The organism is Micrococcus luteus NCTC 2665, assembly GCF_000023205.1.
Taxonomy (GTDB): Bacteria; Actinomycetota; Actinomycetes; order Actinomycetales; family Micrococcaceae; genus Micrococcus; species Micrococcus luteus.
In genome coordinates, this window is sequence record NC_012803.1 from 221,699 (window position 1) to 246,387 (window position 24,689).

Below are 24,689 nucleotides of genomic sequence, written 5' to 3' on the forward strand. Positions count from 1 at the left end.
ACCTCACGAGGTGACCGGCCGTCGTCGTGCCGGGACGTCAGTCCCCGGACGTGGAGGGGGACGGCGAGGCCGAGGCCGAGGCCGACTTCGTCGGTGACGGGCTGGCCGACGCCGAGGCGGACGCCTCCGCGGCCCGCTGAGACTCGGCGGCCTCCCGCGCGGCCCCCTGGAACGGCCGCGGCGGCTGGCCCGGGGCCACGGGGCCCGGGGCACCCTCGGGGCGGTCGATCGTGGACTGGTCGTTCAGCAGCTCGTCGGGCACGCGACCGGTGGGGATCTCCCGGGCCTTGGCCAGGGTCTCCTCGTCCATCTGCGCGTTCAGGAAGAACGGCGAGCTGAGCTTGATGACCTCCTGGAACTCCCCGGCGTCCTTCAGCACGGTGTCCGCGAGGTGGTCGCGGGTCTCGGTGACGAGGGTGGTGCTCTGCGCGACCGGCGAGTTCTTCACCTGGGTGAGGCCGCCGTTGGCGTCGCCGAAGCCCTCCATGGAGCCCATGGTCACGGAGACCATCTCGCTGCCGTCCTCGGAGCAGGCCCACGCGGTGCGCTGGGGCAGCAGGGGGGCGCCGTCCTGGCCTCCGACCATGCCCGGGCGCAGCAGGGCGAGCAGCCCCTTGCCGGTCTTCGGGTCGAACGTGTACTCGTCCGCCACGGTGGCGGGCTCCTCCTGACACCACTCCAGGCGGGAGCCGTCCCGGTTGTGCTGGTAGTGGACCTGTGCCAGGGGCATGCCGGGGCTGTACTCGAAGTAGCCGTTGTAGACGCAGGTGAGGAACTCGTGGGTCTCGTCCTGCGAGGCGAACAGCTGCACGATCTCGATGTTCGAGCTGTCCGGGATGTGCGTGGCGACGGCGTCCAGGGTGCGCTGGTCCAGGACGTCGCGCGTGCAGTCCATCACGGAGACGGTGTCGTTGCGGACCGCGGCCGTGTTCTTCCAGGCCTCGGTGGCGGCGCCGTCCTTGATGCCCGGGCCGACGGTCTCGAACGCCTGACGCGGCTCGGCGCGCGGGGTGCCCTCGGCGGACTCCGACGCGAGGGCCTCACGGACGCGGGACGCCGCGGCGGACGCGGGGTCGGTGGGGCTCTCCGTGGCCGAGCCGGCCGCGGCCGAGGCCGCCGATCCGCTGGGTGCCGCGGCGGTCGACGAGGCGGGCTCACCGGACTGGCCGGCCGAGCCGCAGCCGGCCAGGGCGAGGGCGAGGGCGGCGACGCCGACGGCCAGCGGGGCACGGCGGCGGGCGGGCGCGGGGTGGGTCATGGAGGCTCCTTCGACGGCATCGGCGGCCCGGCCCCGGGAGCGTGGGGCTGCGGACGGACGCTGCGCCTACGGTACCGGACCGTCCTGGACGCGGGGACGGCGATCCGTCCGGCGTCCGGCGCCGTCGATAGACTCGGCCGCGACCGCATCGTCCGCGAGGAGAAGAGGCATCCCATGTCCGAGTCCCTGATCGGCAAGAACCTGATGGAGCCGCCGGCCACGCGCCTGCCGGAGGAGCCGGAGGTGCTGGCCCGGCTCGAGGCAGGTGACCTGCCCGAGGACATCGTGCCGGTGGCGCCCGAGTCCTCCCTGGTGTGGGCGCTCATGGCGGAGGACGCGTGGGCCGAGGGCCGGACCGTGGACTCCTATGCGTACGCCCGCGTCGGCTACCACCGGGGTCTGGACGCGCTGCGCCGGGCGGGGTGGCGCGGCGCCGGCCCGGTGCCGTACGCCCACGAGCCCAACCGCGGCTTCCTGCGCGCCCTGTACGCGCTGGGCCGCGCGGCCGCCGGGATCGGGGAGTCCGAGGAGGTCGAGCGCATCCGCACCTTCCTGCGGGACTCGGACCCCACGGCCGCAGAGCAGATCGAGGCCGGCCAGGGCCGCGCCCAGGGCTGAGCGGAGCCGTGGCCAAGCTCTACTTCCGCTACGGGGCCATGAACTCCGGCAAGTCCACGGGCCTGCTGCAGGCCGCCTTCAACTACGAGGAGCGCGGCCAGCGGGTGCTGCTGGCCAAGCCGGAGGTGGACGTGAAGGGGGAGGGCGACGTCGTGTCCCGCCTCGGTGTGACCCGCGCCGTGGACTTCCTCGTCCCGGCGGGAGCGGACGTGCGGGAGCTGTTCCGCCGGCACGCCACCGGTGACGACCCGGACGCCCTCGTGGGGCACGTGGAGGCTCCGCCCGTGGCGTGCCTTCTCGTGGACGAGGCGCAGTTCCTCGAGCCGGCGCAGGTGGACGACCTGCTGCGCATCGCCGTGCTCGACGGCGTCCCCGTGATCGCCTACGGGCTGCGCACCGACTTCCGCACCCGCTCCTTCCCGGGCTCCGCGCGGCTGCTGGAGCTGGCGCACTCCCTCGAGGAGCTGAAGACCATCTGCCGGTGCGGCCGGAAGGCGGTGTTCAACACGCGCAAGGTCGTGGACCCGGCCACGGGCGCCGAGCACTTCGTGTTCGAGGGGGACCAGGTGGCGATCGACGGTGTCCAGGTGACCTACGAGTCCCTGTGCGGCACGTGCTACCTGGCGGAGTCCGGCGGTGCCCTGGGCTGAGGCGGCCATTGCCAGGCAACTGCCAGGCTGCATGACGGCTGCGCCCATGCTCGGTTCGTACGGTGGAACCACTTCATCGAGGTGCGAGTGATGAAGGTGCGAGTGATGACAGACGAAGGGCCCCGGTGATCCCGGGGCCCTTCGCCTGTCCTGGCCCGCATCGGCCGGCCGGCTCAGAGCGAGACGAGCAGGAGCGTGCCGCCGAAGACGAGCCCCGACGCGAGCAGCACGACCGTGGTGTACCCCAGGATGTCGCGCATCTTCAGGCCGGCGATCGCCAGAAGGGGGATCGCCCAGAACGGCTGGATCATGTTGGTCCACTGGTCGCCGTAGGAGACGGCCATGATGGTGATGGCCGGGTCCACGCCGAGCGCGTCGCCGGCCTGGAGCATGATCGGGCCCTGCACGGCGAACTGTCCGCCGCCGGAGGGGACGAAGAAGTTCACGAGACCCGCGGCCAGGAACGCCAGCAGGCCGAATGTCACCGGGTTCGAGATCGCCACGAAGGCGTCCGAGAGCACCGCCACCAGGCCGGTGGTCGTCATCATGCCGAGGATGCCCGCGTAGAGGGGAACTGCAGCAGGATCTCGCCCACGTTGGACGCGGCCGACTGGGTGAGGCCGATCAGCTCGTGCGGGCTGCGCACCAGCAGCAGGATCAGCGCGAGGAAGGACCAGTTGACGATGTCCAGGGTGAGGGTGCCGCCGCCGACGAAGTGCATCACCAGATAGGCCACGAGCATGGCGCCGACGAGGAGTGTGGGGACACGGGAGGCGTCGAGGCGGTCCGCCGGCGTCTCGATCTCCGGTGCGGACACGGTGTCCTGGTCCCGCGCGTCGATCTCCAGCTCCACGATCCGGTCCCCGGCGCGCGGGGCGACGAGGAACAGGGCCAGGGCCACGACGAGCACGGTCACCACGGCGGCGGTGATGTTCCACCAGGAGAAGGTGGTCTCCGAGACCGGGACCGTCCGGCCGCCCAGGCTCTCCGTGAGGAATGAACCGGGGGTGGCGGCCGTCAGCGGGCCGGAGCCCGAGTACCCCATGTGCCACACCACGAACCCGGAGAACCCGGCGGCCACCAGCATCGGGAAGTGCAGGGCCAGCCCGCGCTCACGGGCCTGCGCCGCGACCTCCTTGGCCAGCAGCGCACCGACCACCAGGCCCAGGCCCCACGTGATGAGGGAGGCCGCCGCCGCCACCACGAACACGAAGATGTAGGCGGCCAGGGGCGTGCGGGGAATGCTGGCGAGGCGGGCGAGCAGGCGGCGCACCGGACCGGTGTTCGCCAGGATGTGGCCGAGCATGAGCACGAGCGCCATCTGCGTGATGAACGCCAGCAGTCCGGACAGGCCGTCACCCCAGCCCACGACGACGTCGGCCGGCCCGGCCGGAGTGAGCAGCAGGCACAGGGCTGCCACCGCGAACGTGAGCACGATGGTGAACACGAGCGAGGACGGGATGAACCGCTCCATCGTCGTGTTCAGCGGGCGCATGGCGCGGCTGAAGAACGTGCCTTCACGGACGGCGCGGCCCGAGGGCCCGGGTGTGGGCGGACGTGTGGACGTGGCGGACATGAGGCTCCTGGTCAGGGGGAGAGGCCGAGGCGGGAGTGATGTGGATCACTCTAGGCGCTCGGCCGTCTCGGGCAGGGCCTGGTCCACGTCCATGGCCGGGCGCTCGCTGACGAGGGCATCGGCGCGGTCGATTCCCCAGCGGTCGACGACGTCGTGGCCCGGCTCGGCCGGGTCACCCGGAATCTGTACGCGAGCGTGGACGAGCTCACCGAGAAGGGATGCACCGTGCAGGTCTCGTCCGAGTGAGATCACGGTGCCCAGGCCCGGCACTTCCCCCGTAGCCGGACTCATGCTCGGCATCCAGGCCGCATTCGCTGAGTTCGCGCGTCGAAGGATCAAGGAGCGCCAGGCCGAAGGGATCGCCCCAGGGCGTGTTGCCCCCTTCCAAGCGCTGCTGTCGATGGCCCTTGCGTCTCCGCTCTGGTGGAGCACGGCTCTAGAGAGAGGGCCACGCGCTCTCGGCGCATGGCATGACAGGGTCTCAAAGCCAGGGCTCCCCGGGCATGCATGAACAGGTCCGGCTTCGGTACTCTTCTTGCATGACTCTTCTGACGGTGGGGGAGGCCGCCGAGCGCCTCAAGGTCTCCGACCGCTATGTGCGGCGTCTCGTCGAGCGCGGTGATGTGCCGGCCCGCCGCCTCGGAGAATCCTGGTTCATCGATGAGCGCGCGCTGACCCGTCGTGCCCGCAGGGCGCCGGGTATCGGCCGCACTTGGGCTCCGCGGACCGCCTGGGCCGCCGTCGACCTCCTTGCCGGAGGAAACGGACGGGCCTTCCTCGACCAGCCGCGGATCTCCCGTCTGCGCTCCCGGCTGCGAACGCTCACCGCTGCCGAGATGCACCGACTGGCTGAGAACAGGGCCCGGCCCCACCGGTTCCACGCCTCGCCTCGAGCTCGAGCCAAGCTCGCCGACGCTCTCGTGCCCTCGGGGGTGTCCGCCCTGGATCAGTCGGATCTCGCCCGCCGCTTCGGGTTCGCCGCTGTCGAAGGGAGCCAGCGAGAGGAGGGCTATCTGCTCGGCGACCTGGAGGCTCTCCAGTCGCGGCTCCGCCTCGACGCCTCGGCGGCGGGGGAAGTGGTGATCCGCCACATACCTGCCCCCGTGGATCCCTCCGCCCTGCTTCGCACTGAGGCAGTCGTGGCGCTGGACCTCATGGACTCCGACGACGTCCGTGAGCGGGCCGCTGGGCGAGAGGCCCTCGATCGACTGTTGCATCGTGTCTGGGTCAAGTCCCGAGTAGTGGTGTAACGCTCTGATCCTCCATTGGTGCTGTTAGGCGCTGAGTTCGAGGGTGGTTTCCGGTTCGGCGTTCACCTCGTTCTCGGTGTCGTCCACGGTGGTGAGGCGGCAGCGGGCCAACACCTCGAGGCCGAGGTAGCGGCGGCCCTCGGCCCACTCATCGGTCTGCTCAGCCAGCACCGCCCCGACCAGGCGCACGATCGCTGCCCGGTTCGGGAAGATGCCCACGGCGTCGGTGCGACGCCGGATCTCGCGGTTGAGCCGTTCGGCCGGGTTGTTCGACCAGATCTGGGTCCACACGTCCTTGGGGAACGTGGTGAACGCCAGGATGTCCGCCCGGGCACCATCGAGGTGTTCGGCCACCGCGGGCAGCTTTTCGCTGACGTAGTCCAGCAGCCGGTCGAACTGGGCGTCCACGCTGGCGGCGTCGGGCTGGTCATACACCGAGTGCAGCATGGCCTTCACGGCCGGCCACATGGACTTGGGGGTGATGCCCATCAGGTTCGCCGCGTAGTGGGTCCGGCACCGCTGCCAGGTCGCTCCGGGCAGGTTCGCGGCGATGGCGTCCTTGAGCCCGGTGTGGGCGTCGGAAGTGACCAGGCGGACTCCGGTCAGGCCCCGGGCCACCAGGTCGGCGAAGAACTCGTTCCACGCCGACCCCGTCTCCGAGGTGGCCACCCGCAGGCCGAGGACCTCGCGGTGGCCGTCACCATTGACCCCGGTGGCCAGCAGCACCACGGCGTTGACCACCCGGCCGCCCTCGCGGACCTTCATGCTCAGCGCGTCGGCGGCCACGAACGTGAACGGCCCAGCCTCCCCGAGCGGGCGATGACGGAAGGACTCGACCTGCTCGTCCAGCTCGGTGGCCATCCGCGAGACCTGGGACTTCGACAGCGCGTTGATCCCGAGGGTCTTGACCAGTTTGTCCATCCGCCGGGTCGAGACCCCGGCCAGGTAGCAGTCGGCGACCACCGTGATCAGCGCGGATTCGGCCCTTTTGCGGCGCTCGAGCAGCCACTCCGGGAAGTACGTGCCCGACCTGAGTTTGGGGATCGCCACGTCCAGGGTCCCGACCCGGGTGTCCAGGTCCCGGTGCCGGTACCCGTTGCGCTGGGTAGCTCGGCCCGGGGTGGGTTTACCCCATTCGGCGCCGACCACCGCGTCGGCGTCAGCGGAGAGCAGGGAGTTGATCACGGTCTGCAGCAACGAACGCATCAAATCCGGGGATGCTTCGGACAGGGCTTCGCCGAGCAGGCCGGCAGGGTCGACAATATGAGGAGCGGTCATCGTGATGACTCCATTCGAGGATTCTGTGGAAGGTTGACTCGAAGGATCACACGGTGGCCGCGTCCACGTCTGGAACGACGTGCCCGACCACCGGGCGCTACACCACTATGCGGGACTCAACTCGTGTCTGAGCCGCGTCACCTGAGCGTGGAGGACCTCCTCGGATGTGAGGCGGGCCTCGACGCTGGAGATGGCCTAGGGCGTGTCTGAGAATGGATCCAGGGATCCGCTGAGATCCGGGGAGGCCATGTCCCGGTTCCAGGTCGTCTCCGACGCCAAATCGGAGCTGATCGCCCCGCTGCTCCAGACCGCACGAGCCGGCAGGGCCGACCCTTCTCCGATGCCCGCACGATGGTCGAGGCGATCACCTGCCGGTGCAGGTGCGGGACTCCGTGGCGGGATCTGCCCGAGGTCAACGGGCCCTGAGAGGCCGCGTGGATCTGGCATCGACGCAGGGTGCGGGCGCTGGTCTGTCCGGAGGCCGACTCGAGGACTTTTGTTCGTACCCTGTCTGTCATGGCCACCCCTCTCCTGGAGCTCGCCGCGAGTCGAGGCGTCTGCTTCCCGCTGCGCACCCGCCGGCTGACCCTCACCCCGTTCCGGGGTCTCGATGCACCCTCCGTGTGGGGCTTCTGCCGTCGTGAGCAGGTGTGGGCGTGGACCTCCGGCCGCCCGGAGAGTGAGGGCGCGCTGCGTGAGTCCTACCTCGGGGCGGGGGACCGCCTCACCGTGCGGGCTGGAGACGTCATCATCGGTGTCGGGAAGGTCGCGGTGCAGGACGCGTGGAGTCAGGGTGGCCCGCGGGAGGAAGCCCGGGACGCCCAGGCCGAGCTCGGCTGGACGATCGATCCGCGCCAGGCGGGGCAGGGCTATGGCACGGAGCTTGCTCGAGCCCTGCTGGGCTTCGCGTTCAACGATCTCGGTGTGCGGCGCGTGGAGGCTCACGCCTTCGCGGACAACGCTCCGAGTCTGCGCATCATGGAGAAGGTGGGGATGCGTCACGAGGGCACGTTCAAGGAGGAGTCTCTGCATCTCACGCGCGGTTGGGTGGATGGTGCCACCTACGCGATGCTCGCCTCGGAGTTCCATTCGTCCCTCACGCAGGAGTGATCCCGGCGGCCGGGCGTCAGTGGACCGGGAAGGGGTACCGGTGTCCGCAGTGCCGCTCCGCCTCCCAGGGCCGTGTGCCAGCATGGGGCTGTGAGCCGGGTGGGGAATGAGCGTGAGTGGCGGTGGCGCATTGGTGTGGCGTCTGCCCTGGTGGGTTCGGCCGGTGTGTTCGCGGGGCTGCGGCAGGACCTGGGGCTGGGCTGGGGTCTGACGCTGGTGGCCGTCACGGCCCTCGGGGCGATGCTCGCCCTGCGAGGGGTGCATCACCGGGTCGAGGCGGAGCAGGCTCGCCGCAACGTGTTCTACGCCGGAGCCGGCTCCACCGCGTGGGTGATGCTGCTGATGGGGGCCGCGGTCATTCCGGGGCTGGCGCTGAACGCGATCGACGACGCCGGCGTCCGGGCGGTCGGGGCCGGTCTGCTCGGCGCGGTGCTCACTGCCGCCGCCCACGGCATCCTCGCGGCGACGACGACGCTCGAGGAGCAGCCGCGGCCCGAGCCGGTCCCTCTGGACCGGCACGGGCGCTGACGTCGGGGTCATGGTCCCACACTCCTGAACACTGTTCAATGAACACTGTTAGAGTCCGTCGGGTCAGACCCACCCGGGGCCGAGCCCCACCCACCGGAGAGGCCCGCATGACCGCCACCCAGGACGCCCCCGCCGTCGACCCCCGCCCCGCCGCCGCCCTCGAGCCCGAGGCCCTCGTGGACCGCATCGAGGCGGGCCACCGCCTCACCGCTGAAGAGGCCGTCGCTGTGCTGGACGCCCCGGACGCGGACACGTTCCGCATCGTCGCGGCGGCCTCGCGCCTGCGCGAGAAGCACTTCGGCCGCACGGTCAAGGTCAACTACCTGGTCAGCCTCAAGACCGGCCTCTGCCCGGAGAACTGCACCTACTGCTCCCAGCGTCTCGGCACCGAGGCCGAGATCCTGCGCTACACGTGGCTCAAGCCGGAGGAGGCCGTCCGCCAGGCGGGCCTGGGCATCGCCGGCGGCGCCTCGCGCGTGTGCATGGTCGCCTCCGGCACCGGCCCCACGGACCGCGACGTCGACCGCGTGGCCGGCATGGTCGGCGACCTCAAGGCCCAGCACCCGGACGTCGAGGTGTGCGCGTGCCTCGGCTTCCTCAAGGACGGCCAGGCCGAGAAGCTCAAGGACGCCGGCGTCGACGCCTACAACCACAACCTCAACACGGCCGAGTCCCACTACGAGTCCATCTGCACTTCCCACACCTACGAGCAGCGCGTGGACACCGTGCAGCGGGCCGGCGCCGCCGGTCTGTCCTCCTGCAGCGGCCTGATCGCGGGCATGGGGGAGACGCACGAGCAGCTCGTCGAGGCCGTCCTCGCGCTCCGCGACCTGGACTCCGACTCCATTCCCGTCAACTTCCTCATGCCCTTCGACGGCACCCCGCTGCAGGGCCACCAGCAGCTCACCCCGCTCGAGTGCCTCCGCATCCTCGCCATGGTCCGCCTGGCCTGCCCGGACAAGGAGCTGCGCATCGCCGGCGGCCGCGAGATGCACCTGCGCTCCCTGCAGCCGGTCGGCCTGCAGGTTGCCAACTCGATCTTCCTCGGTGACTACCTCACCTCCGAGGGCCAGGACGCCGAGGCGGACCTGCAGATGATCGCCGACGCCGGCTTCACCGTGCTCGGCGCCGAGGAACGCACGCAGCGGGCCGCGGCCGACGGCGGCGCCCCGGCCGGCGGCTGCTGCGGCGGCACGACCGACGCCGGCCCGTGCGGCTCCGGGGCGGCCGTCGCCTCGGAGGCCGGGGTCGCGGAGGACGCCCGACCCGACACGGGCGCCGAGGCCACCGTGAAGCCCGAGCTGCGCCGCCGGGGCGCGGGCACGGCCGAACCCGCCAACGCCTGAACCCGCCGTGACCGTGACGGTCAGCGCGTCATGTCGGCGCGCTGACCGCCGTCGTCGGGAGCGTGCTCAGCGAACGGCGCGGATCCGCCGCACCACGCACACCACGATCACCGCGAGACCGGTGAGCGCGCTGACGGCCGCGAGGGCGAGGCCGCCCACGAGGCCGACGTCCATCGCGGTGCTCTTGCCGAGCAGGTCCATGAGCACCGGGGTCGTGGCGCCGGAGTCCGGGTGGTCGCCGCCGTCGGGGAAGATGATCGCGGCCAGCGCGAAGGACCCCCAGGAGACGCCCAGCAGCGTGTGCAGCAGGCGCCCCAGCCGGATGCCGCCCCGCTGCTCATCCTGCGGGTTCACGCGGGGCAGGAGGAACAGGCTCCCCACCATGAGCATGAGGAAGAGCTCGTGGGGCAGGGCGCCGAAGACCATGTAGATGACCGTCATCCAGCCGTTCGCGCCGAAGTTGGAGCGCAGGGCGAGCGCGATCAAGGGCAGGGCGAGGAGGGCCAGCGCCCACGGCAGCACGGCCCAGGGGCGCCACGTGCCCACGCTCGGGCCCTTGCGGGTGGGGGTCGGGGTGGCGACGTCCGAGTGCTGGGTGCGGGGCGCTGCGGTGCTCATGGAGCCAGCGTAGCCAGAGGGTGGCATCCGTCACGCTGGTAGGATTCGGGGGTACGGCCTCCGTGCGCACCGCAAGGGGGCGTTTTCCATATACGGGCCGGTCCGGGACGACCCGCGGCCCTGAGGAGAGATGCAGATGCCAGCGATCGCGATCGTCGGAGCCCAGTGGGGCGACGAGGGCAAGGGCAAGGCCACGGACCTGCTGGGCGGGCGAGTGGACTACGTCGTCAAGCCGAACGGCGGCAACAACGCCGGGCACACCGTCGTCGTCAACGGGGAGAAGTTCGAGCTCAAGCTGCTGCCCGCCGGCATCCTCTCCCCCAACGCGGTGCCGGTGATCGGCAACGGCGTGGTGGTGAACCTGGAGGCGCTGTTCGAGGAGATCGACGGGCTCGAGTCCCGCGGCCACTCGTGCGAGCACCTGAAGATCTCCGCCAACGCCCACCTCGTGGCGCCGTACCACCAGACCATGGACAAGGTGACCGAGCGGTTCCTGGGCCAGCGCGCGATCGGCACCACCGGCCGCGGCATCGGCCCCACCTACATGGACAAGGTGGCCCGCCTGGGCATCCGCGTGCAGGACATCTTCGACGAGTCGATCCTGCGGCAGAAGATCGAGGGCGCCCTGCGGCAGAAGAACGAGCTGCTGGTGAAGCTCTACAACCGCCGCGCCGTGACCGTGGACGAGATCGCCGAGTACTTCCTGGGCTACGCGGACCGCCTGCGCCCCATGGTCGTGGACTCCGTGAACCTGCTCAACGACGCCCTGGACGAGGGCAAGGTGGTGCTCATGGAGGGCGGCCAGGCCACCTACCTGGACGTGGACCACGGCACCTACCCGTTCGTGACCTCGTCCAACCCGACCGCCGGCGGCGCGGCCGTGGGCGCGGGCATCGGCCCCACCCGCTTCTCCCGGACCATCGGCATCGTGAAGGCCTACACCACGCGCGTCGGCGCCGGCCCGTTCCCCACGGAGCTCTTCGACGAGATGGGCGAGCAGCTGCGCACCACCGGCGGCGAGTTCGGCGTGAACACCGGCCGCCCGCGGCGCACCGGCTGGTACGACGCCGTCATGGCCCACTACGCCGCGCGGATCAACGGCTTCACGGACTACTTCCTCACCAAGCTGGACGTGCTCACCGGCATCGAGAAGATCCCGGTGTGCGTGGCCTACGAGGTGGACGGCGTGCGCCACGACCGCATGCCCATGACCCAGACCGAGTTCCACCACGCGAAGCCGGTCTACGAGCTCTTCGACGGGTGGACCGAGGACATCTCCGGCGCCCGCGCGTTCACGGATCTGCCGCTGAACGCCCAGCACTACGTGGAGGCCCTCGAGAAGCTCTCCGGCTGCCGGATCTCGGCGATCGGCGTGGGCCCGGGCCGCGACCAGGTGGTCCAGGTCCGGGACCTCATCCAGGACTGACCCGGCCCGCCGCCCCGCACCCAGCCCACCCTGGCCTGCACTTTCGAACGTGGAAGAGGGCGAATGGGCGCTTTCGAACGTGAGATAGGCCCTATCTCACGTTCGAAAGCGCCCGGGGGTCCGCCGGGTCAGTCGGCCAGGCGGCCCGTGGTCGGGAAGCGCCCCCACACGCGGTGCGCGGGCAGCAGCTCCGTCAGCCGGCTGACGGCGGAGGCGCCGTCCGCCGCGGACTCGACGCCCTTGCCGGACACCTGGGCGGCCGCGAGGACGGCCTCCGCCGGCTCGAGGGCGAGGATCGCCTTGGAGTGGCGCCACATCTCCTGCAGCACCTTGACGACGCGCGGGTCCACCGCCTCGGAGGCGGCGGCGCCGGCCTTCTCATCCAGGCCGGGGGCGGCGTCAGCGGCGGGGGCCGCCGGCGAGGCCACGACCACGGCATCCAGCTCGATGGACACCGCGGTCAGGTAGGTCCGCTGGGCCACGATCTCCCCGGCCACGGGGCCGCCCTTCGGCGCGATGACTAGCGGGACCATGCCCGCACCGTGGATGCCCTGCACGAGGGCGTCCAGCTCCTTCTCGTCCACGGACTCGCCCACCACGACGCCGACCTGACGGCCGTCGAGCGGCCACGCGCCGCCGATCTGGGACAGCACGGGGGAGGGCTGCACGTCGGCCGGGGTCTCGGTCGGCGCGGGAACGGGGATGCCCAGGCCGTCCGCGACCTGATGGGCCAGTCGCGTGTCGATCGCGGCGAGGTGGGCCAGCTGGCGCTCGCGGATGGTCTGCTCGTAGCACTTGCCCAGCTCGAACGTGTACGCCTGCGCCACGTGCTCGCGCTCCACCTCGGAGAGTGAGAGGAAGAACAGGCGCGCCTGCGAGAAGTGGTCGTCGAAGGATGCGGCGTGCGCGCGCTCCTTGACCGAGGCCGGCAGCGGCTCCGGGTGCTCGATGAACGCGTGGTCGTCCGCGGGGGTCTCGTACGGCAGGCCGCCGTCGAGCGAATTGGGCCGGTACGGCGCCACGCCGCGATGCACGGCGCCCTGGTGGAAGCCGTCACGCAGCATGTCGTTGACCGGGGCGTGCGGGCGGTTGATGGGCAGCTGGTTCCAGTTCGGCCCGCCGAGGCGGGTGAGCTGCGTGTCCAGGTAGGAGAAGAGGCGGCCCTGCAGGAGCGGGTCGTTGGTGACGTCGATGCCGGGCACGAGGTTGGCCGGGTTGAAGGCCACCTGCTCCGTCTCCGCGAAGTAGTTGGACGGGTTGGCGTTCAGCGTCATGCGGCCGAGGGGCTGCACAGGGGCGAGCTCCTCCGGGACCAGCTTCGTGGGGTCGAGCAGGTCGATCCCCTCGAACATCTGCTCCTCGTTGTCCTCGAACACCTGCACGCCGAGCTCCCACTCGGGGAAGGCGCCGGCCTCGATCGCGTCGGCGAGGTCACGCCGGTGGAAGTCCGGGTCTATGCCGTTGGTGAGCAGCGCCTCCTCCCAGGTCACGGAGTGCACGCCGAGCATCGGCTTCCAGTGGAACTTGACCAGCACGGTGGAGCCGTCCGCCGCGATCAGGCGGTAGGTGTGGACGCCGAAGCCCTCCATCATGCGGTAGGAACGCGGGATGCCGCGGTCGGACATGTTCCACAGGGTGTGGTGCTGCGCCTCGGTGTGCAGGGACACGAAGTCCCAGAACGTGTCGTGCGCGGACTGCGCCTGCGGGATCTCCCGATCCGGGTGCGGCTTCACCGAGTGCACGACGTCCGGGAACTTGATGGCGTCCTGCACGAAGAACACGGGGATGTTGTTGCCCACCAGGTCCCACGTGCCCTCGTCCGTGTAGAACTTGGTGGCGAAGCCGCGGGTGTCACGTGCCAGATCCATGGAGCCGCGCGAGCCGGCCACGGTGGAGAAGCGGACGAACACCTCCGTCTCCTTGTCCTTGGCGAAGAGTCCGGCCCGGCTGATCTTCGCGGCGGTGCCGTAGCCGCGGAACACGCCGTGGGCGCCGGCGCCGCGGGCGTGGACCACGCGCTCGGGGATGCGCTCGTGGTCGAAGTGGCTGAGCTTCTCCCGCAGGTGGTGGTCCTGCAGGAGGGTGGGGCCTCGGCGGCCGGCCTTGAGCGAGTGGTCCGAGTCCTGCAGGCGCACGCCGTGCGCGGTGGTTAGGTACGGGCAGCCCTGCGCGGCGGTCGCGGGGTCGGCGCCGGTGTCCTGGCCGGTGGGGGAGACCTGGGCCGGACCGCGCTGGTCCGGGGCCGGCACGGCCACGGGCTGGTCCGGGTGGGTGAGGGCGGTGTGCTCCTCGAGGTCGGGGGTGATCGGCCCCGGCGTGCCGGGGATGTCGGGCTGCTGGGTGGTCATCGCGTCTGCTCCTGTGGTGTCGACGTGCCGCGCGGTGCCGCGCGGATCGGGGGGCGGACGACAACGGCGGCCGCTGCGGGCCGACGTCGTGCCCGGTCTCCAGCGTGGCGGCCGGCCGCGGCGCTGACCAGGGGTCACGGCCACCGGCGGGGGCCTGGCTACCCTGGGGGCATGAGGATCAGCGTCGGACAGTTCGGGCCCGTGGGCGACGTCGAGGCGAACCTGGCCGTGATGGCCCGCCTCGCCGCCCGCGCCGCGGGCGAGGGGGCGGACCTGCTGGTGCTGCCCGAGGAGGCCATGCTCGGGGCCCGCGAGGTGGGGGAGGAGTTCCCCGACGCCGTCGCCACGGCCTGGGAGCCGTTCGCCGCGGGCCTGGCGGCGCTGGCGCGTGAGCACGGGATCGCCGTCGTCGCGGGCGGCTACGAGCCGGGACCGGACCGGCGTCCCTACAACACGCTGCTGGCGGTGGGCGCGGACGGCGCCCGGCTGGGCGCGTACCGCAAGCTCCACCTCTACGACGCGTTCGCGCACCGCGAGTCGGACCGGATCACCCCCGGCGACGGCGGCGTCGCGGCGATCGAGCTCGGCGGGCTCCGCCTGGGCCTGCTCACCTGCTACGACCTGCGCTTCCCCGAGCTGTCCCGGCGTCTGGCGGTGGAGGGCGCGGACGTGCTCGTGATCCCCGCGGCGTGGTTCTCCGGTGAGCACAAGGTGGACCACTGGCGCACCCTGCTCAAGGCCCGCGCGGTGGAGAACACGGTGTGGGTGGCCGCGGCCGACACGTGCTCGGACGGCACCGTGGGCCACTCGATGATCGTGGACCCGCTGGCGCTGCCCGTCGCCGAGCTCGCCGACGAGCGGGAGGCCGTGGTGACCGCGGAGGTCAGCCGCGAGCGGATCGACGAGGTCCGGGAGTTCCTCCCCTCGCTCGCCAACCGCCGCACCGACGTCCTCTGAGCCGCCCCCGCCCGGCGGACGGGTCACCACTACCCCCTCGGGCTGGGAAAAGCCTAAAATCACGTCAGACGTGCAACCAGACGTGCAACCAGACGGGCGCCCTGGCGCTCGGAACGCGCCCCGCCCGGGGCGGGACGGAGATCAGAGATGACCATCAACGCCGACGGCAGCCACGCCGTCCAGCCCCATACCGCGGACGCCCACACCGCTCCGGCCCGCCCCGTGCGCCACGCCGTGGTCGAGGAGGAGGTGCTCGAGCCGCTGGGCCCGGTGGAAGGCTGGGGCTTCACCAACCGCGTCATCCTCCTCTCGGTGCTCGTCGTGATCATCGGCAACGTCGTGCGCGTGCTCACCGGCGACCTGGGTGATCCGAACGGCTCCGTGGCGCTGGGCGAGACCGGCCACGGCTGGGTCGTGCTGGTGCAGTCGTTCATGTTCGGCCTGGTGGGCGGCGCCCTGGCGGGCGCGTCAGGCTACCTGGTCGTGCTGCTGATGGGCGGGGCCGCCCGCTCCGTCGTGCGCTACGTGGTCGGTGGCGTGGTCGGCGGCTTCCTCGGCGCCGTGGGCGTGTTCGCGGTGTTCTCCAACACCGCCCTCGAGGGGTCGGGCGTGCACCTGTTCTGGATGCTGCCGGTGGCCGGCCTGCTCGCCGGCCTCTGGGCGGGCGTCGTCTCCTCCCGCCGCTGATCCCCGGACCGGCGCCTCGGGCGCCGGTCGCAGAGAAAGGCCCCGGTCCCGGCTCTCGCCGGGCCCGGGGCCTTCTCCGTCATCACTCGCACCTTCGATGAGGTGGCTTCAGCCTACGAACTCGCCTTGGGCTTTCCAGGGGAGTCGGCTGGGCGTTCCCTGGGAGTGTCGGTCACCCCGAGCAGGTGCGCCAGTTCGTCGGTGGCGGCGACGAGGGCCGCCCCGCATCGGTCCGCCAGCTCGTCCGTGCAGCGGTAGGCCGGCACGAGCGTGCTGAGCGCACCGACCACCGTGCCCGCCACGCTGATGGGGGCGGACAGCGAGGTGACGTCCTTCTCCACGGACCGGGTGCGCAGGGTGTAGTCCCCCGCGGCCACGCCGCCGCGCAGGGCGTCGCCCACGGCCGTGCCCGCCAGGGGGACGGTGCGTCCGACCCAGTTCGTGTGGCGGACCGAGTGCGTGCCCTCCACGATCGCCAGGTAGACGGCGGAGTCCGGAGGGGTCGTCACCGAGAGGTAGACGGATTCGCCCGTGGCGGCCACGACGTGGTCCATCGGCCCGCGGGCCAGCTGCACGAGCGAGTCCCGGGAGAAGGCCCGTGCCCCGAGCTGGATGAGGCGCACGCCGGGGCGGTAGGCGCCGTCGTCGTCGCGGGCCACGAAGCCGGACCCCTCGAGGCTGCGCAGCAGGCGCAGCGCCGTGGACGCCGGCAGCGCCGTGGCGCGGGCGGCCTCGGTCAGGCTCAGTCGGGGCTGCTCGGTGACGGCGGCGAGCAGGTCCAGGGCCCGGTCCACGGTGCGCGTCGAGGCGGTGGGGTTGGTGGTCATGACAGGGAGCGTAACGGGCGCGGGACACGCGGATCGGGCTTGCGCGTGAGCCGAGCCACTGTTTCAATGTTCGGAAAGTACATGCCGAACCGTGAAATCACAGGGGCCACCCGTCCCGGCGGCGCACGCACCCCGTCGAGAGGAACTGCCATGGCCGTGGGCTTCACCCAGCACGACCCGTCCCGCACCATCCGCGCCCCACGCGGCACCGAGCTGTCCGCCAAGTCCTGGCAGACCGAGGCCCCGCTGCGGATGCTCATGAACAACCTGGACCCCGAGGTCGCCGAGCGTCCCGAGGACCTCGTCGTCTACGGCGGCACCGGCCGCGCGGCCCGCTCCTGGGAGGCCTACGACGCCATCGTCGCCACCCTCAAGGACCTCGAGGAGGACGAGACCCTCCTGGTGCAGTCCGGCAAGCCGGTGGGCGTGTTCCGCACCAACAAGTGGGCCCCGCGCGTGCTGATCGCCAACTCCAACCTCGTGGGCGACTGGGCCACGTGGCCGGAGTTCCGCAAGCTCGAGGCCGAGGGCCTCATGATGTACGGCCAGATGACCGCCGGCTCCTGGATCTACATCGCCACCCAGGGCATCCTGCAGGGCACCTACGAGACCTTCGCCGCGATCGGCCGCAAGAAGTACGACGGCACCCTCAAGGGCACCCTCACCCTCACCGGCGGTTGCGGTGGCATGGGCGGCGCCCAGCCCCTGGCCGTCACCCTCAACGGCGGCGTCTGCCTGATCGTGGACGTCTCGGAGGACCGCCTGCGCCGCCGCATGGGCAAGCGCTACCTGGACGAGGTCGAGACCGACCTGGACAAGGCCGTGGCACGCGTCATGCAGGCCAAGAACGACGGCGAGGCCGTCTCCGTGGGCCTCGTGGGCAACGCCGCCGAGGTCTTCCCCGAGCTGCTCGAGCGCCAGAAGCGCGGCGAGATCGAGATCGACATCGTCACGGACCAGACCTCCGCGCACGATCCGCTGTCCTACCTGCCGATCGAGGTCACCGAGGCCGACTGGCAGGCCGAGGCCGAGGCCGACCCGGAGACCTTCACCAAGAAGGCCCAGGAGTCCATGGCCCGTCAGGTGGAGGCCATGGTCGGTTTCCAGGACATCGGCGCCGAGGTCTTCGACTACGGCAACTCCATCCGCGACGAGGCCCGCAAGGCCGGCTACTCCCGCGCCTTCGAGTTCCCGGGCTTCGTCCCGGCCTACATCCGCCCGCTGTTCTGCGAGGGCCTCGGCCCGTTCCGCTGGGCCGCGCTCTCCGGCGACCCGGAGGACATCCGCGTGACCGACGAGGCCCTGAAGGAGCTGTTCCCCGAGAACGAGCACCTGCACCGCTGGCTGGACGGCGCCGCCGAGTTTGTGGAGTTCGAGGGCCTGCCGGCCCGCATCTGCTGGCTGGGCTACGGCGAGCGCCACAAGGCCGGCCTGCTCTTCAACCAGCTCGTGGCCGAGGGCAGGGTCAAGGCGCCGATCGTGATCGGCCGCGACCACCTCGACTCCGGCTCCGTGGCCTCCCCGTACCGCGAGACCGAGTCCATGCTGGACGGCTCCGACGCGATCGCCGACTGGCCGCTGCTGAACGCCCTGACCGCCACCTCCTCGGGTGCCACCTGGGTGTCGATCCACCACGGCGGCGGCGTCGGCATCGGCCGCTCCATCCACGCCGGCCAGGTCGGCGTGGCCGACGGCACCGAGCTGGCCGCGGCCAAGCTCGAGGCGCTGCTCACCAACGACCCGGGCATGGGCGTCATCCGCCACGTCGACGCCGGCTACTCCCGCGCCGCCGAGGTGGCGAAGGAGCGCGGCGTCCGTGTGCCCATGGAGGCCACGATCCGGGACTGACCCCGGTCACGTCGTCGGACGACGACGGTGCCGCCGCGCCGCCGCCGTCCGACGTCTTCACCGCCGCGAGCCGGACGGGCGGCCGCCCGTCCGGCTCGCGATCGAAAGGACACCACGATGGACTCGTCCCGCCCCGCAGACCACGAGCTGCACACCGACACCACCGCGATGGCCGCGATCGAGGCCGACGCGCCCCGCCCGCCGGCGCGCTGGCGCATGATCGTCTACTCGACGATCGGCATCGTCATGTTCTTCGTGCCCGTCACGATCAACGGGGCGAGCTCCATCCCGCTGGACCACCTGGTGACCTGGGTGCGCGGGCTGCTCGGCCCGGCCGACCGCTGGGTGGGCCTGGCCATCATCGCCGCCGGCGCCGTGTACCCGTTCGCCTCGGGCCGCTGGCGGACCAGCACCACGCGGACGGTCTTCGCCCTCCTCGCCGTGCTCGGCCTGGTCGCCTCGGCGATGGTCGTGTTCGGCGTGGGCCCGAGCTGGATCCTGGACGAGAGCATCGGCCCGTTCCTGATGGACAAGCTCGTGGTGCCCGTGGGCCTGATCGTCCCCATCGGCGGCGTCTTCCTGGCCCTCGTGATCGGCTACGGCCTCATGGAGTTCGTGGGCGTCTACCTGCGCCCGGCCATGCGGCCGATCTGGCGCGTGCCCGGCCGCGCCGCCGTCGACGCCGTCGCCTCCTTCGTGGGCTCCTACGCCCTGGGCCTGCTGCTGACGAACCGCATGTACACCGGGGGCCGCTACACGGCCCGCGAGGCGGCGATCATCGCCGTCGGGTTCTCCACGGTGTCCGCGACCTTCATGGTGATCGTCGCCAAGACGCTGGGCCTGATGGACATCTGGCTCTGGTACTTCTTCGGCACCCTCGTGGTGACGTTCGTGGTCACGGCCATCACCGTGCGCCTCCCGCCGCTGAGCCGCATCCCGGACGAGGTGTACCCCGGCGCGGTGCACTCGCCCGAGCAGGCCGTCACCCGGGACCGCTTCCGCGTGGCCCTGCGCGCCGCCGAGCAGACCCTCGCCGAGGCCCCGTCCCTGCCGAAGAACATCTGGGTCAACTTCCGGGACGGCCTCGTGATGGTGCTCCAGATCCTGCCCTCCATCATGTCCGTGGGCCTGATCGCCCTGGTCCTGGCCACGTACACGCCCGTGTTCGAGTGGATCGGCGTGATCTTCTACCCGCTGTTCTGGGCGCTGGGCTACTCCGACCCCGGCCTGCTGGCCTCGGCCTCCGCCACCTCGATCGCCGAGATGTTCATCCCGGCCACGATGGCGGCCGGTCACGAGGACCTCGTCGCCCGGTTCGTGATCGGCGTCGTCTGCGTCTCCGCGATCATCTTCTTCTCCGCGGTGGTTCCTGCCATCCTGGCCACGGACATCCCCGTGAAGATGTGGCACCTCCTGGTGATCTGGGTCGAGCGCGTGGCGCTCACCATCGTGCTGGCCACGCCGCTGGCCCACCTGGTGGCCGCGCTCACCTGAGGCCCGCCCCACCGCCCCACCCCCGTCCGTCCCGCAGAGAGGCCCCCATGCGCTCCACGCTCATCACCGACATCGCCGAGCTGACCACCGTCGACCCCGAAGGGCGGGTGCTCACGGACGCGGCCGTCGTCGTCGAGGACGAGCGCATCGCCTGGATCGGCCCTGCCGCGGACGCCCCGGACGCGGACGACCGGGTGTCCGTCGAGGGCCGCGCCGTGCTGCCCGGCTGGGTGGACTCCCACACGCACCTCGTGTTCGACGGGGACCGCTCCGCCGAGTTCGAGGCCCGCATGGCCGGTGAGTCCTACGCGGCCGGCGGCATCGGCGTGACCACCTCCGCCACCCGTGCCGCCTCGGACGACCGCCTGGCCGAGCTGGTCCGCGGCCGGGTGGCCGACGCGGTGGCCGGCGGCACCACCTACCTCGAGACCAAGACCGGCTACGGGCTCACCGTGGAGGAGGAGGCGCGCCACGCGCGCCTGCTGGCCGGGCTGCGCGAGGAGGGCCTCGTGGACGAGGTGACCTTCCTCGGTGCCCACCTCGTGCCCCCGGGCCGGGACGCGGAGGACTACCTCGACGACGTCGTCGGACCGATGCTCGAGGCCGTGCGGGAGCACGCGGGCTGGGTGGACGTGTTCTGCGACACCGGCGCCTTCGACGCCGAGCAGACCCGCCGCGTGCTCGCCGCGGGCGTGGCGGCGGGCCTGGGCGTGCGCCTGCACGGCAACCAGATCGAGCAGGGCCCGGGTGTGGGCGTGGCCGTGGAGTTCGGCGCCGCCTCCGTGGACCACGTCAACCACCTCTCCGACGCGGACGTCGAGGCCCTGGCCGGCACCTGGACCGGCTGGGACCGCGCCTCGGCCACCGGCACGCCCGGCACCGTGGCCGGCTGCCTGCCCGCGTGCGACCTGTCCACCCGCGCCCCGCTGGCGCCCGCGCGTCGCCTGCTCGACGCCGGCATCGAGGTCTCCCTGGCCTCGAACTGCAACCCGGGCACCAGCTACACCACGTCCATGAACTTCAACGTGGGCACCGCCGTGCTGCAGATGCACCTGACCCTCGCCGAAGCCGTGCGCGCCGCCACCCTCGGCGGGGCCCTCGGCCTGCGGGCGCAGGACCGCGTCGGCAGCCTCGAGGTCGGCAAGCGCGCCGACCTGCACGTGCTCGACGCCCCCGCCGCCATCCACCTGGCCTACCGCCCCGGCATGCCGCTGACCCACGCGGTCTGGCGCGCGGGCCGTCGGGCCGTCTGATCGACCGACAGCAAGGAGAACGCATCACCATGACCACCCCTCCCGTCACCGTCACGCTCGGCACGTCCGGGGCCACCCTGGACGACGTCGTCGCCGTGGCCCGCCACGACGCCCGCGTGGTGCTCGCCGACGACGTGCTCGAGACCGTCGGCGCGGTGCGCCGCCACGTCGAGGCGCTGGCCGAGGCCGAGACCCCCACCTACGGCGTCTCCACCGGCTTCGGCGCGCTCGCGGACAAGCACATCCCGCTCGAGTCCCGCGCGCAGCTGCAGAAGTCCCTGATCCGCTCCCACGCCGCCGGCATGGGCCCCGTGGTGGAGCGCGAGGTCGTCCGCGCGCTGATGTTCCTGCGGGCCACCACGCTGGCCTCCGGCCGCACGGGCGTGCGCCCCGTGGTGGTCGAGACCTTCGTGGCCATGCTCAACGCGGGCATCACCCCCGCCGTGCGCGAGTTCGGCTCCCTGGGCTGCTCCGGTGACCTCGCACCGCTCTCCCACGTGGCCCTGGCGCTGATGGGCGAGGGCGACGTCGTCGGGACGGACGGCGCGCTGCGTCCGGCCGGCGAGGCGCTCGCCGAGGCCGGGATCGAGCCGGTCGAGCTGCGGGAGAAGGAGGGCCTGGCCCTCGTCAACGGCACCGAGGGCATGCTCGGCATGCTGATCATGGCGCTGGCCGACCTCGAGGAGCTCGCCGACACCGTGGACCTCACCGCCGCGATGTCCGTGGAGGCGCTGCTCGGCACCGACCGCGTGTTCGTGCCGGAGCTGCACCTGCCGCTGCGCCCCCACCCGGGCCAGGCGACCTCCGCCGACCGGATGCTGAGGATCCTGGCGGGCTCGCCGATCGTGGCCAGCCACAAGGAGGGCGACTCCCGCGTGCAGGACGCCTACTCGCTGCGCTGCGCCCCGCAGGTGGCCGGCGGCCTGCGCGACACCCTCGCGTACGTGCGCACCGTGGCCGAGCGTGAGCTCGCCGCGACCGTGGACAACCCGGTGGTGCTCGACGACGGCCGGGTGAGCTCGAACGGCAACTTCCACGGGGCGCCCGTGGCGTACGTGCTGGACTTCCTGGCCATCCCGGTGGCCGACGTCGCCAGCATGTCCGAGCGCCGCACCGACCGCATGCTGGACCCGGCCCGCTCGCACGGGCTGCCCGCGTTCCTCGTGGACGACCCGGGCGTGGACTCCGGCATGATGATCGCCCAGTACACGCAGGCCGGGCTCGTCTCGGACATGAAGCGCCTGGCCGTGCCCGCGTCCGTGGACTCCATCCCGTCCTCCGCGATGCAGGAGGACCACGTCTCCATGGGTTGGCACGCCGCCCGCAAGCTGCGCTCGGCCGTGGAGAACTTCCGCCGCGTGCTCGCCGTCGAGCTCGTGGCCGCCGCCCGCGCGATCGAGCTGCGCGCGCCGCTGCAGCCCTCCGCCGCGACCGGTGCCGCCGTCCGCGTGATCCGCGAGGCCGACGTCCCCGGTCCGGGCCCGGACCAGTACATGGCGCCGCAGCTGGCCGCCGCCGAGCAGGCCCTGCGCGACGGGTCCGTGCTGGCCGCCGTGGCGGAGGCGCTCGCGGGCGTGTCCGCCGACGCCGAGCCGCAGGACCTGGCCGAGGAGTCCGAGGGCGCCGGGGCCGAGGGGCACTGACGCTGCCGAGCGGCCCGACGCCACAGAGTGGTCACGACATGCCGCGTGCGTCTGGAATGGACGGCGTGTCGTGACCACTCTGTGTGCGGAGGGGGCGGCCTGCGGGTCGGGCCGGTCGGCTCCGGCTCAGGTGAGGAGCGCCGTCGTCGTCCTGTGCCTGCTGACGATCGTATGGATCAGGCGGGAGACAATCCGGGCAACGTCATGTGGTTGGTGTCGTGGGGTGAAGCCGGAACGGCGCGATCAGTCCGACTGCAGCACGACACCAGCTAAGGGCTTATCCCAGGAGTCCCTGTTGTTCGGCCCAGCACTTGAATCCTCCTGGGCCGAAGGGAAGCCGGTAATCGCCCATGATGAGATCGTCAGCGAGGCTCTCAACCATGGGAACGGTGAGTTGCTCCTTGCGGATCGCCTCACAGAGCAACCCGAGGGTGCCGGTGCACTCGAGCTTCTCGCGCTTGGCCAGGACGCGGGGCACGTTGTCGTCGATCACGATGCGATACCCGTGCGTCCGACCGAGGGCTAGAACGCCGCATTCGCCCCGGTTCCGACCGCCCGCCACAAGGTGCTCCTCGTATCGGGCGAAGGCCGCGAGGAACTCGAGGTCCTCGCTGCGGTCCACGACGATCCATTCGGCGTCCAAGATCTGCCGGAGATCTGGGTGCTGGTACTGCTGGTCCCTGATCTCCTGCTCCACACTCTCCGGAATCACGGCATGGCCGGCTGTCAGGAACTTGAGCACACCGAGCCATCCTTTCAGGGTGAAATGGCGCAGTGGTCCCGTATCGAAGACGTAGGTCTCCGGAACGGCGGTCACGAGACGTACTCCCAGATCTCCTGTTCCTGACGTGGGGGAAGGTCCGGAAGGTCGTCGTCGTCGAAAGTCCCATCCAAGAGGTCGAGTGTGCGTTCACGCGAGAGCTTCTCGGCCTCGAACAGCGCGATGACGTGCTTCTGGTACACCCGGGGCTGGGTAGTGCCTGCCATCTCGTCAGACGGGTACAGATCGTGGGTGATGATGTCCGTCTGCGTGGTCTGCACAGCGCGGATGTCGTTTGCCGTGGAAGCGTCCACCAATTCCAGGTCGTGGAGTCGGCGGGCCAGGGTCGACATGTCCACCAGGTAGGTGCCGGCGATCTTCACAGCGGCAGTGCGGACATCGCCTGAGTGAGCTGCGGCGGGCCATTCCTGTAAAAGGACAGCTGCTGGCAGGAGAAATGCTCGAGCGAACCGATCGAGGCGACCCTCGATGTCCGGGCCGGTGTGGGCGGTGCGCCAGTCCACCGTGTATTCATCGGCAAGTAGGTAGTGCCCAAGCTCGTGCACGGCGGAGAGGCGGCGTCGCCCGACCTTGGGGGTGGAATTCACCAGGGAGATGCCGCCCTCGGCGAGGAGCACCGTTCCCGCGTCAGCGGCGTCCACGCCGAAGTTGCGGGAGAACAGGAGCAGGCCAGCAGTGGCCAGGTGCGCCTGGAGGTCCTTTACGGGTTCCGTTGCTGTATACCCGACGTGCTCGCGTGCCCGGGCGGCCATGTCGTCGGCCTCGTGAACGGACTTGGGCTGCTCCCAGGGGTCCCGCACGCCGAACCCCTCGATGGGATGCAGGCCGTGCAGGAACTCGACGTCTGCGAGGAGTTCGGCCAGCAGGTGGTCCACGGCCGACTCGGTGGTATCCAACCCCTGGGCGGAACGGTGCGAGACGAGCGCTGGCGCAGGCTCGGTGAAGAACGACTGCATTCGGGTTCCCAGGGCATCGGCGATGGAGGCCAGCTCCAGGGCAGTGACCTTCCGTTGTCCGCCTTCGATCCGGTTGACCATGGTGCGCTCGAGGCCAACGGCGGTAGCTAGGTCCTGCTGGGACATCCCGCGACGCTCCCGCGCGGCACGTACACGGGCACCCAGCGAATGAGGAGTGGTCGGCGACATGTGTGCGATTCTCGCACACATGGCACTGGCGGTGAACCCTCGTCGCAT

The 24,689-nt window shown here is 71.3% G+C and carries 21 protein-coding genes and 2 pseudogenes; 14 read left to right on the plus strand and 9 right to left on the minus strand.

Annotation, left to right across the window (positions count from 1 at the left end; all coding sequences use genetic code 11):
* Positions 1-37: 37 nt before the first annotated feature.
* On the minus strand, positions 38-1,258 hold the full coding sequence (locus tag MLUT_RS12615) for a hypothetical protein (RefSeq protein WP_012750706.1): 1,221 nt from the start codon (positions 1,256-1,258) through the stop codon (positions 38-40).
* 174 nt (positions 1,259-1,432) lie between these two features.
* On the opposite strand from MLUT_RS12615, the gene MLUT_RS12620 reads away from it, so the two are divergent.
* Together MLUT_RS12620 and MLUT_RS12625 are read left to right on the plus strand one after the other, a co-directional pair.
* A complete protein-coding gene (locus MLUT_RS12620) occupies positions 1,433-1,876 on the plus strand; it encodes a DUF3151 domain-containing protein (protein ID WP_012750707.1) in 444 nt (147 codons plus the stop codon).
* 8 nt (positions 1,877-1,884) lie between these two features.
* Positions 1,885-2,526, plus strand: coding sequence for a thymidine kinase (locus MLUT_RS12625; RefSeq protein ID WP_010079593.1), 642 nt, complete (start codon positions 1,885-1,887; stop codon positions 2,524-2,526).
* 173 nt (positions 2,527-2,699) lie between these two features.
* Here MLUT_RS12625 and MLUT_RS23305 read toward each other — a convergent pair.
* Positions 2,700-4,021: pseudogene (locus MLUT_RS23305) on the minus strand (short-chain fatty acid transporter).
* A 126-nt stretch (positions 4,022-4,147) separates the two neighbouring features.
* Entirely contained in the window at positions 4,148-4,393 is a 246-nt protein-coding gene (locus MLUT_RS12635) for a hypothetical protein (protein ID WP_010079592.1), read from the minus strand.
* A 248-nt stretch (positions 4,394-4,641) separates the two neighbouring features.
* Between MLUT_RS12635 and MLUT_RS12640 the strand changes: the two genes are divergently transcribed.
* Positions 4,642-5,352 (plus strand): helix-turn-helix domain-containing protein, encoded by a 711-nt coding sequence (locus MLUT_RS12640; RefSeq protein WP_010079591.1) that lies wholly within the window; start codon positions 4,642-4,644, stop codon positions 5,350-5,352.
* A 24-nt stretch (positions 5,353-5,376) separates the two neighbouring features.
* Here MLUT_RS12640 and MLUT_RS12645 read toward each other — a convergent pair whose 3' ends face one another.
* A complete protein-coding gene (locus MLUT_RS12645) occupies positions 5,377-6,630 on the minus strand; it encodes an IS256-like element ISMlu1 family transposase (RefSeq protein ID WP_010079590.1) in 1,254 nt (417 codons plus the stop codon).
* 247 nt (positions 6,631-6,877) lie between these two features.
* Between MLUT_RS12645 and MLUT_RS23935 the strand changes: the two are divergent.
* The 4 genes and pseudogenes from MLUT_RS23935 to bioB form a co-directional block, all read left to right on the plus strand.
* Positions 6,878-7,053: pseudogene (locus MLUT_RS23935) on the plus strand (transposase); the annotation flags it as partial.
* A 93-nt stretch (positions 7,054-7,146) separates the two neighbouring features.
* Complete coding sequence (locus MLUT_RS12650) at positions 7,147-7,740, plus strand: GNAT family N-acetyltransferase (protein WP_231936548.1); 594 nt, start codon at positions 7,147-7,149, stop codon at positions 7,738-7,740.
* A gap of 135 nt (positions 7,741-7,875) precedes the next feature.
* The gene (locus MLUT_RS12655) at positions 7,876-8,268 is read left to right on the plus strand and encodes a hypothetical protein (RefSeq protein ID WP_010079588.1); all 393 of its coding nucleotides are present in this window, start codon (positions 7,876-7,878) and stop codon (positions 8,266-8,268) included.
* Positions 8,269-8,375: 107 nt separating this feature from the next.
* Complete coding sequence (gene bioB, locus MLUT_RS12660; protein ID WP_010079587.1) at positions 8,376-9,614, plus strand: biotin synthase BioB; 1,239 nt, start codon at positions 8,376-8,378, stop codon at positions 9,612-9,614.
* A 66-nt stretch (positions 9,615-9,680) separates the two neighbouring features.
* Here bioB and MLUT_RS12665 read toward each other — a convergent pair whose 3' ends face one another.
* Positions 9,681-10,232: a hypothetical protein gene (locus MLUT_RS12665; protein WP_010079586.1), complete on the minus strand. Its 552-nt coding sequence runs from the start codon at positions 10,230-10,232 to the stop codon at positions 9,681-9,683.
* Positions 10,233-10,368: 136 nt separating this feature from the next.
* Here MLUT_RS12665 and MLUT_RS12670 point away from each other — a divergent pair, with 136 nt between their 5' ends.
* On the plus strand, positions 10,369-11,658 hold the full coding sequence (locus tag MLUT_RS12670) for an adenylosuccinate synthase (RefSeq protein WP_010079585.1): 1,290 nt from the start codon (positions 10,369-10,371) through the stop codon (positions 11,656-11,658).
* 128 nt (positions 11,659-11,786) lie between these two features.
* On the opposite strand, the gene MLUT_RS12675 is transcribed toward MLUT_RS12670, so the two are convergent.
* Positions 11,787-14,006: a catalase gene (locus MLUT_RS12675; protein ID WP_012750709.1), complete on the minus strand. Its 2,220-nt coding sequence runs from the start codon at positions 14,004-14,006 to the stop codon at positions 11,787-11,789.
* A 171-nt stretch (positions 14,007-14,177) separates the two neighbouring features.
* Between MLUT_RS12675 and MLUT_RS12680 the strand changes: the two genes are divergently transcribed.
* Positions 14,178-14,963, plus strand: a complete 786-nt coding sequence (locus MLUT_RS12680; RefSeq protein ID WP_012750710.1) for a carbon-nitrogen hydrolase family protein — start codon at positions 14,178-14,180, stop codon at positions 14,961-14,963.
* Positions 14,964-15,110: 147 nt separating this feature from the next.
* Positions 15,111-15,650, plus strand: coding sequence for a hypothetical protein (locus MLUT_RS12685; RefSeq protein WP_010079581.1), 540 nt, complete (start codon positions 15,111-15,113; stop codon positions 15,648-15,650).
* A 113-nt stretch (positions 15,651-15,763) separates the two neighbouring features.
* On the opposite strand, the gene MLUT_RS12690 is transcribed toward MLUT_RS12685, so the two are convergent.
* On the minus strand, positions 15,764-16,477 hold the full coding sequence (locus MLUT_RS12690; protein ID WP_010079580.1) for an IclR family transcriptional regulator: 714 nt from the start codon (positions 16,475-16,477) through the stop codon (positions 15,764-15,766).
* Between the two features lie 150 nt (positions 16,478-16,627).
* Between MLUT_RS12690 and hutU the strand changes: the two genes are divergently transcribed.
* From hutU to hutH, 4 genes are all read left to right on the plus strand, one after another.
* Positions 16,628-18,325 carry a urocanate hydratase gene (gene hutU, locus MLUT_RS12695; RefSeq protein WP_012750711.1) on the plus strand — a complete coding sequence of 566 codons (1,698 nt, stop codon included), beginning with the start codon at positions 16,628-16,630 and terminating at the stop codon, positions 18,323-18,325.
* 117 nt (positions 18,326-18,442) lie between these two features.
* Positions 18,443-19,819 carry a YjiH family protein gene (locus MLUT_RS12700; RefSeq protein WP_010079575.1) on the plus strand — a complete coding sequence of 459 codons (1,377 nt, stop codon included), beginning with the start codon at positions 18,443-18,445 and terminating at the stop codon, positions 19,817-19,819.
* Positions 19,820-19,866: 47 nt separating this feature from the next.
* Positions 19,867-21,072, plus strand: coding sequence for an imidazolonepropionase (gene hutI, locus MLUT_RS12705; protein WP_010079574.1), 1,206 nt, complete (start codon positions 19,867-19,869; stop codon positions 21,070-21,072).
* Positions 21,073-21,101: 29 nt separating this feature from the next.
* Positions 21,102-22,715 (plus strand): histidine ammonia-lyase, encoded by a 1,614-nt coding sequence (gene hutH / locus MLUT_RS12710; RefSeq protein ID WP_010079573.1) that lies wholly within the window; start codon positions 21,102-21,104, stop codon positions 22,713-22,715.
* 277 nt (positions 22,716-22,992) lie between these two features.
* Here hutH and MLUT_RS12715 read toward each other — a convergent pair whose 3' ends face one another.
* Both MLUT_RS12715 and MLUT_RS12720 read right to left on the minus strand, forming a co-directional pair.
* Positions 22,993-23,532: a PIN domain-containing protein gene (locus tag MLUT_RS12715; RefSeq protein ID WP_003038432.1), complete on the minus strand. Its 540-nt coding sequence runs from the start codon at positions 23,530-23,532 to the stop codon at positions 22,993-22,995.
* Positions 23,529-24,689, minus strand: a complete 1,161-nt coding sequence (locus MLUT_RS12720) for a helix-turn-helix domain-containing protein (RefSeq protein ID WP_306274405.1) — start codon at positions 24,687-24,689, stop codon at positions 23,529-23,531. The genes MLUT_RS12715 and MLUT_RS12720 overlap by 4 nt, the downstream gene beginning before the upstream one ends.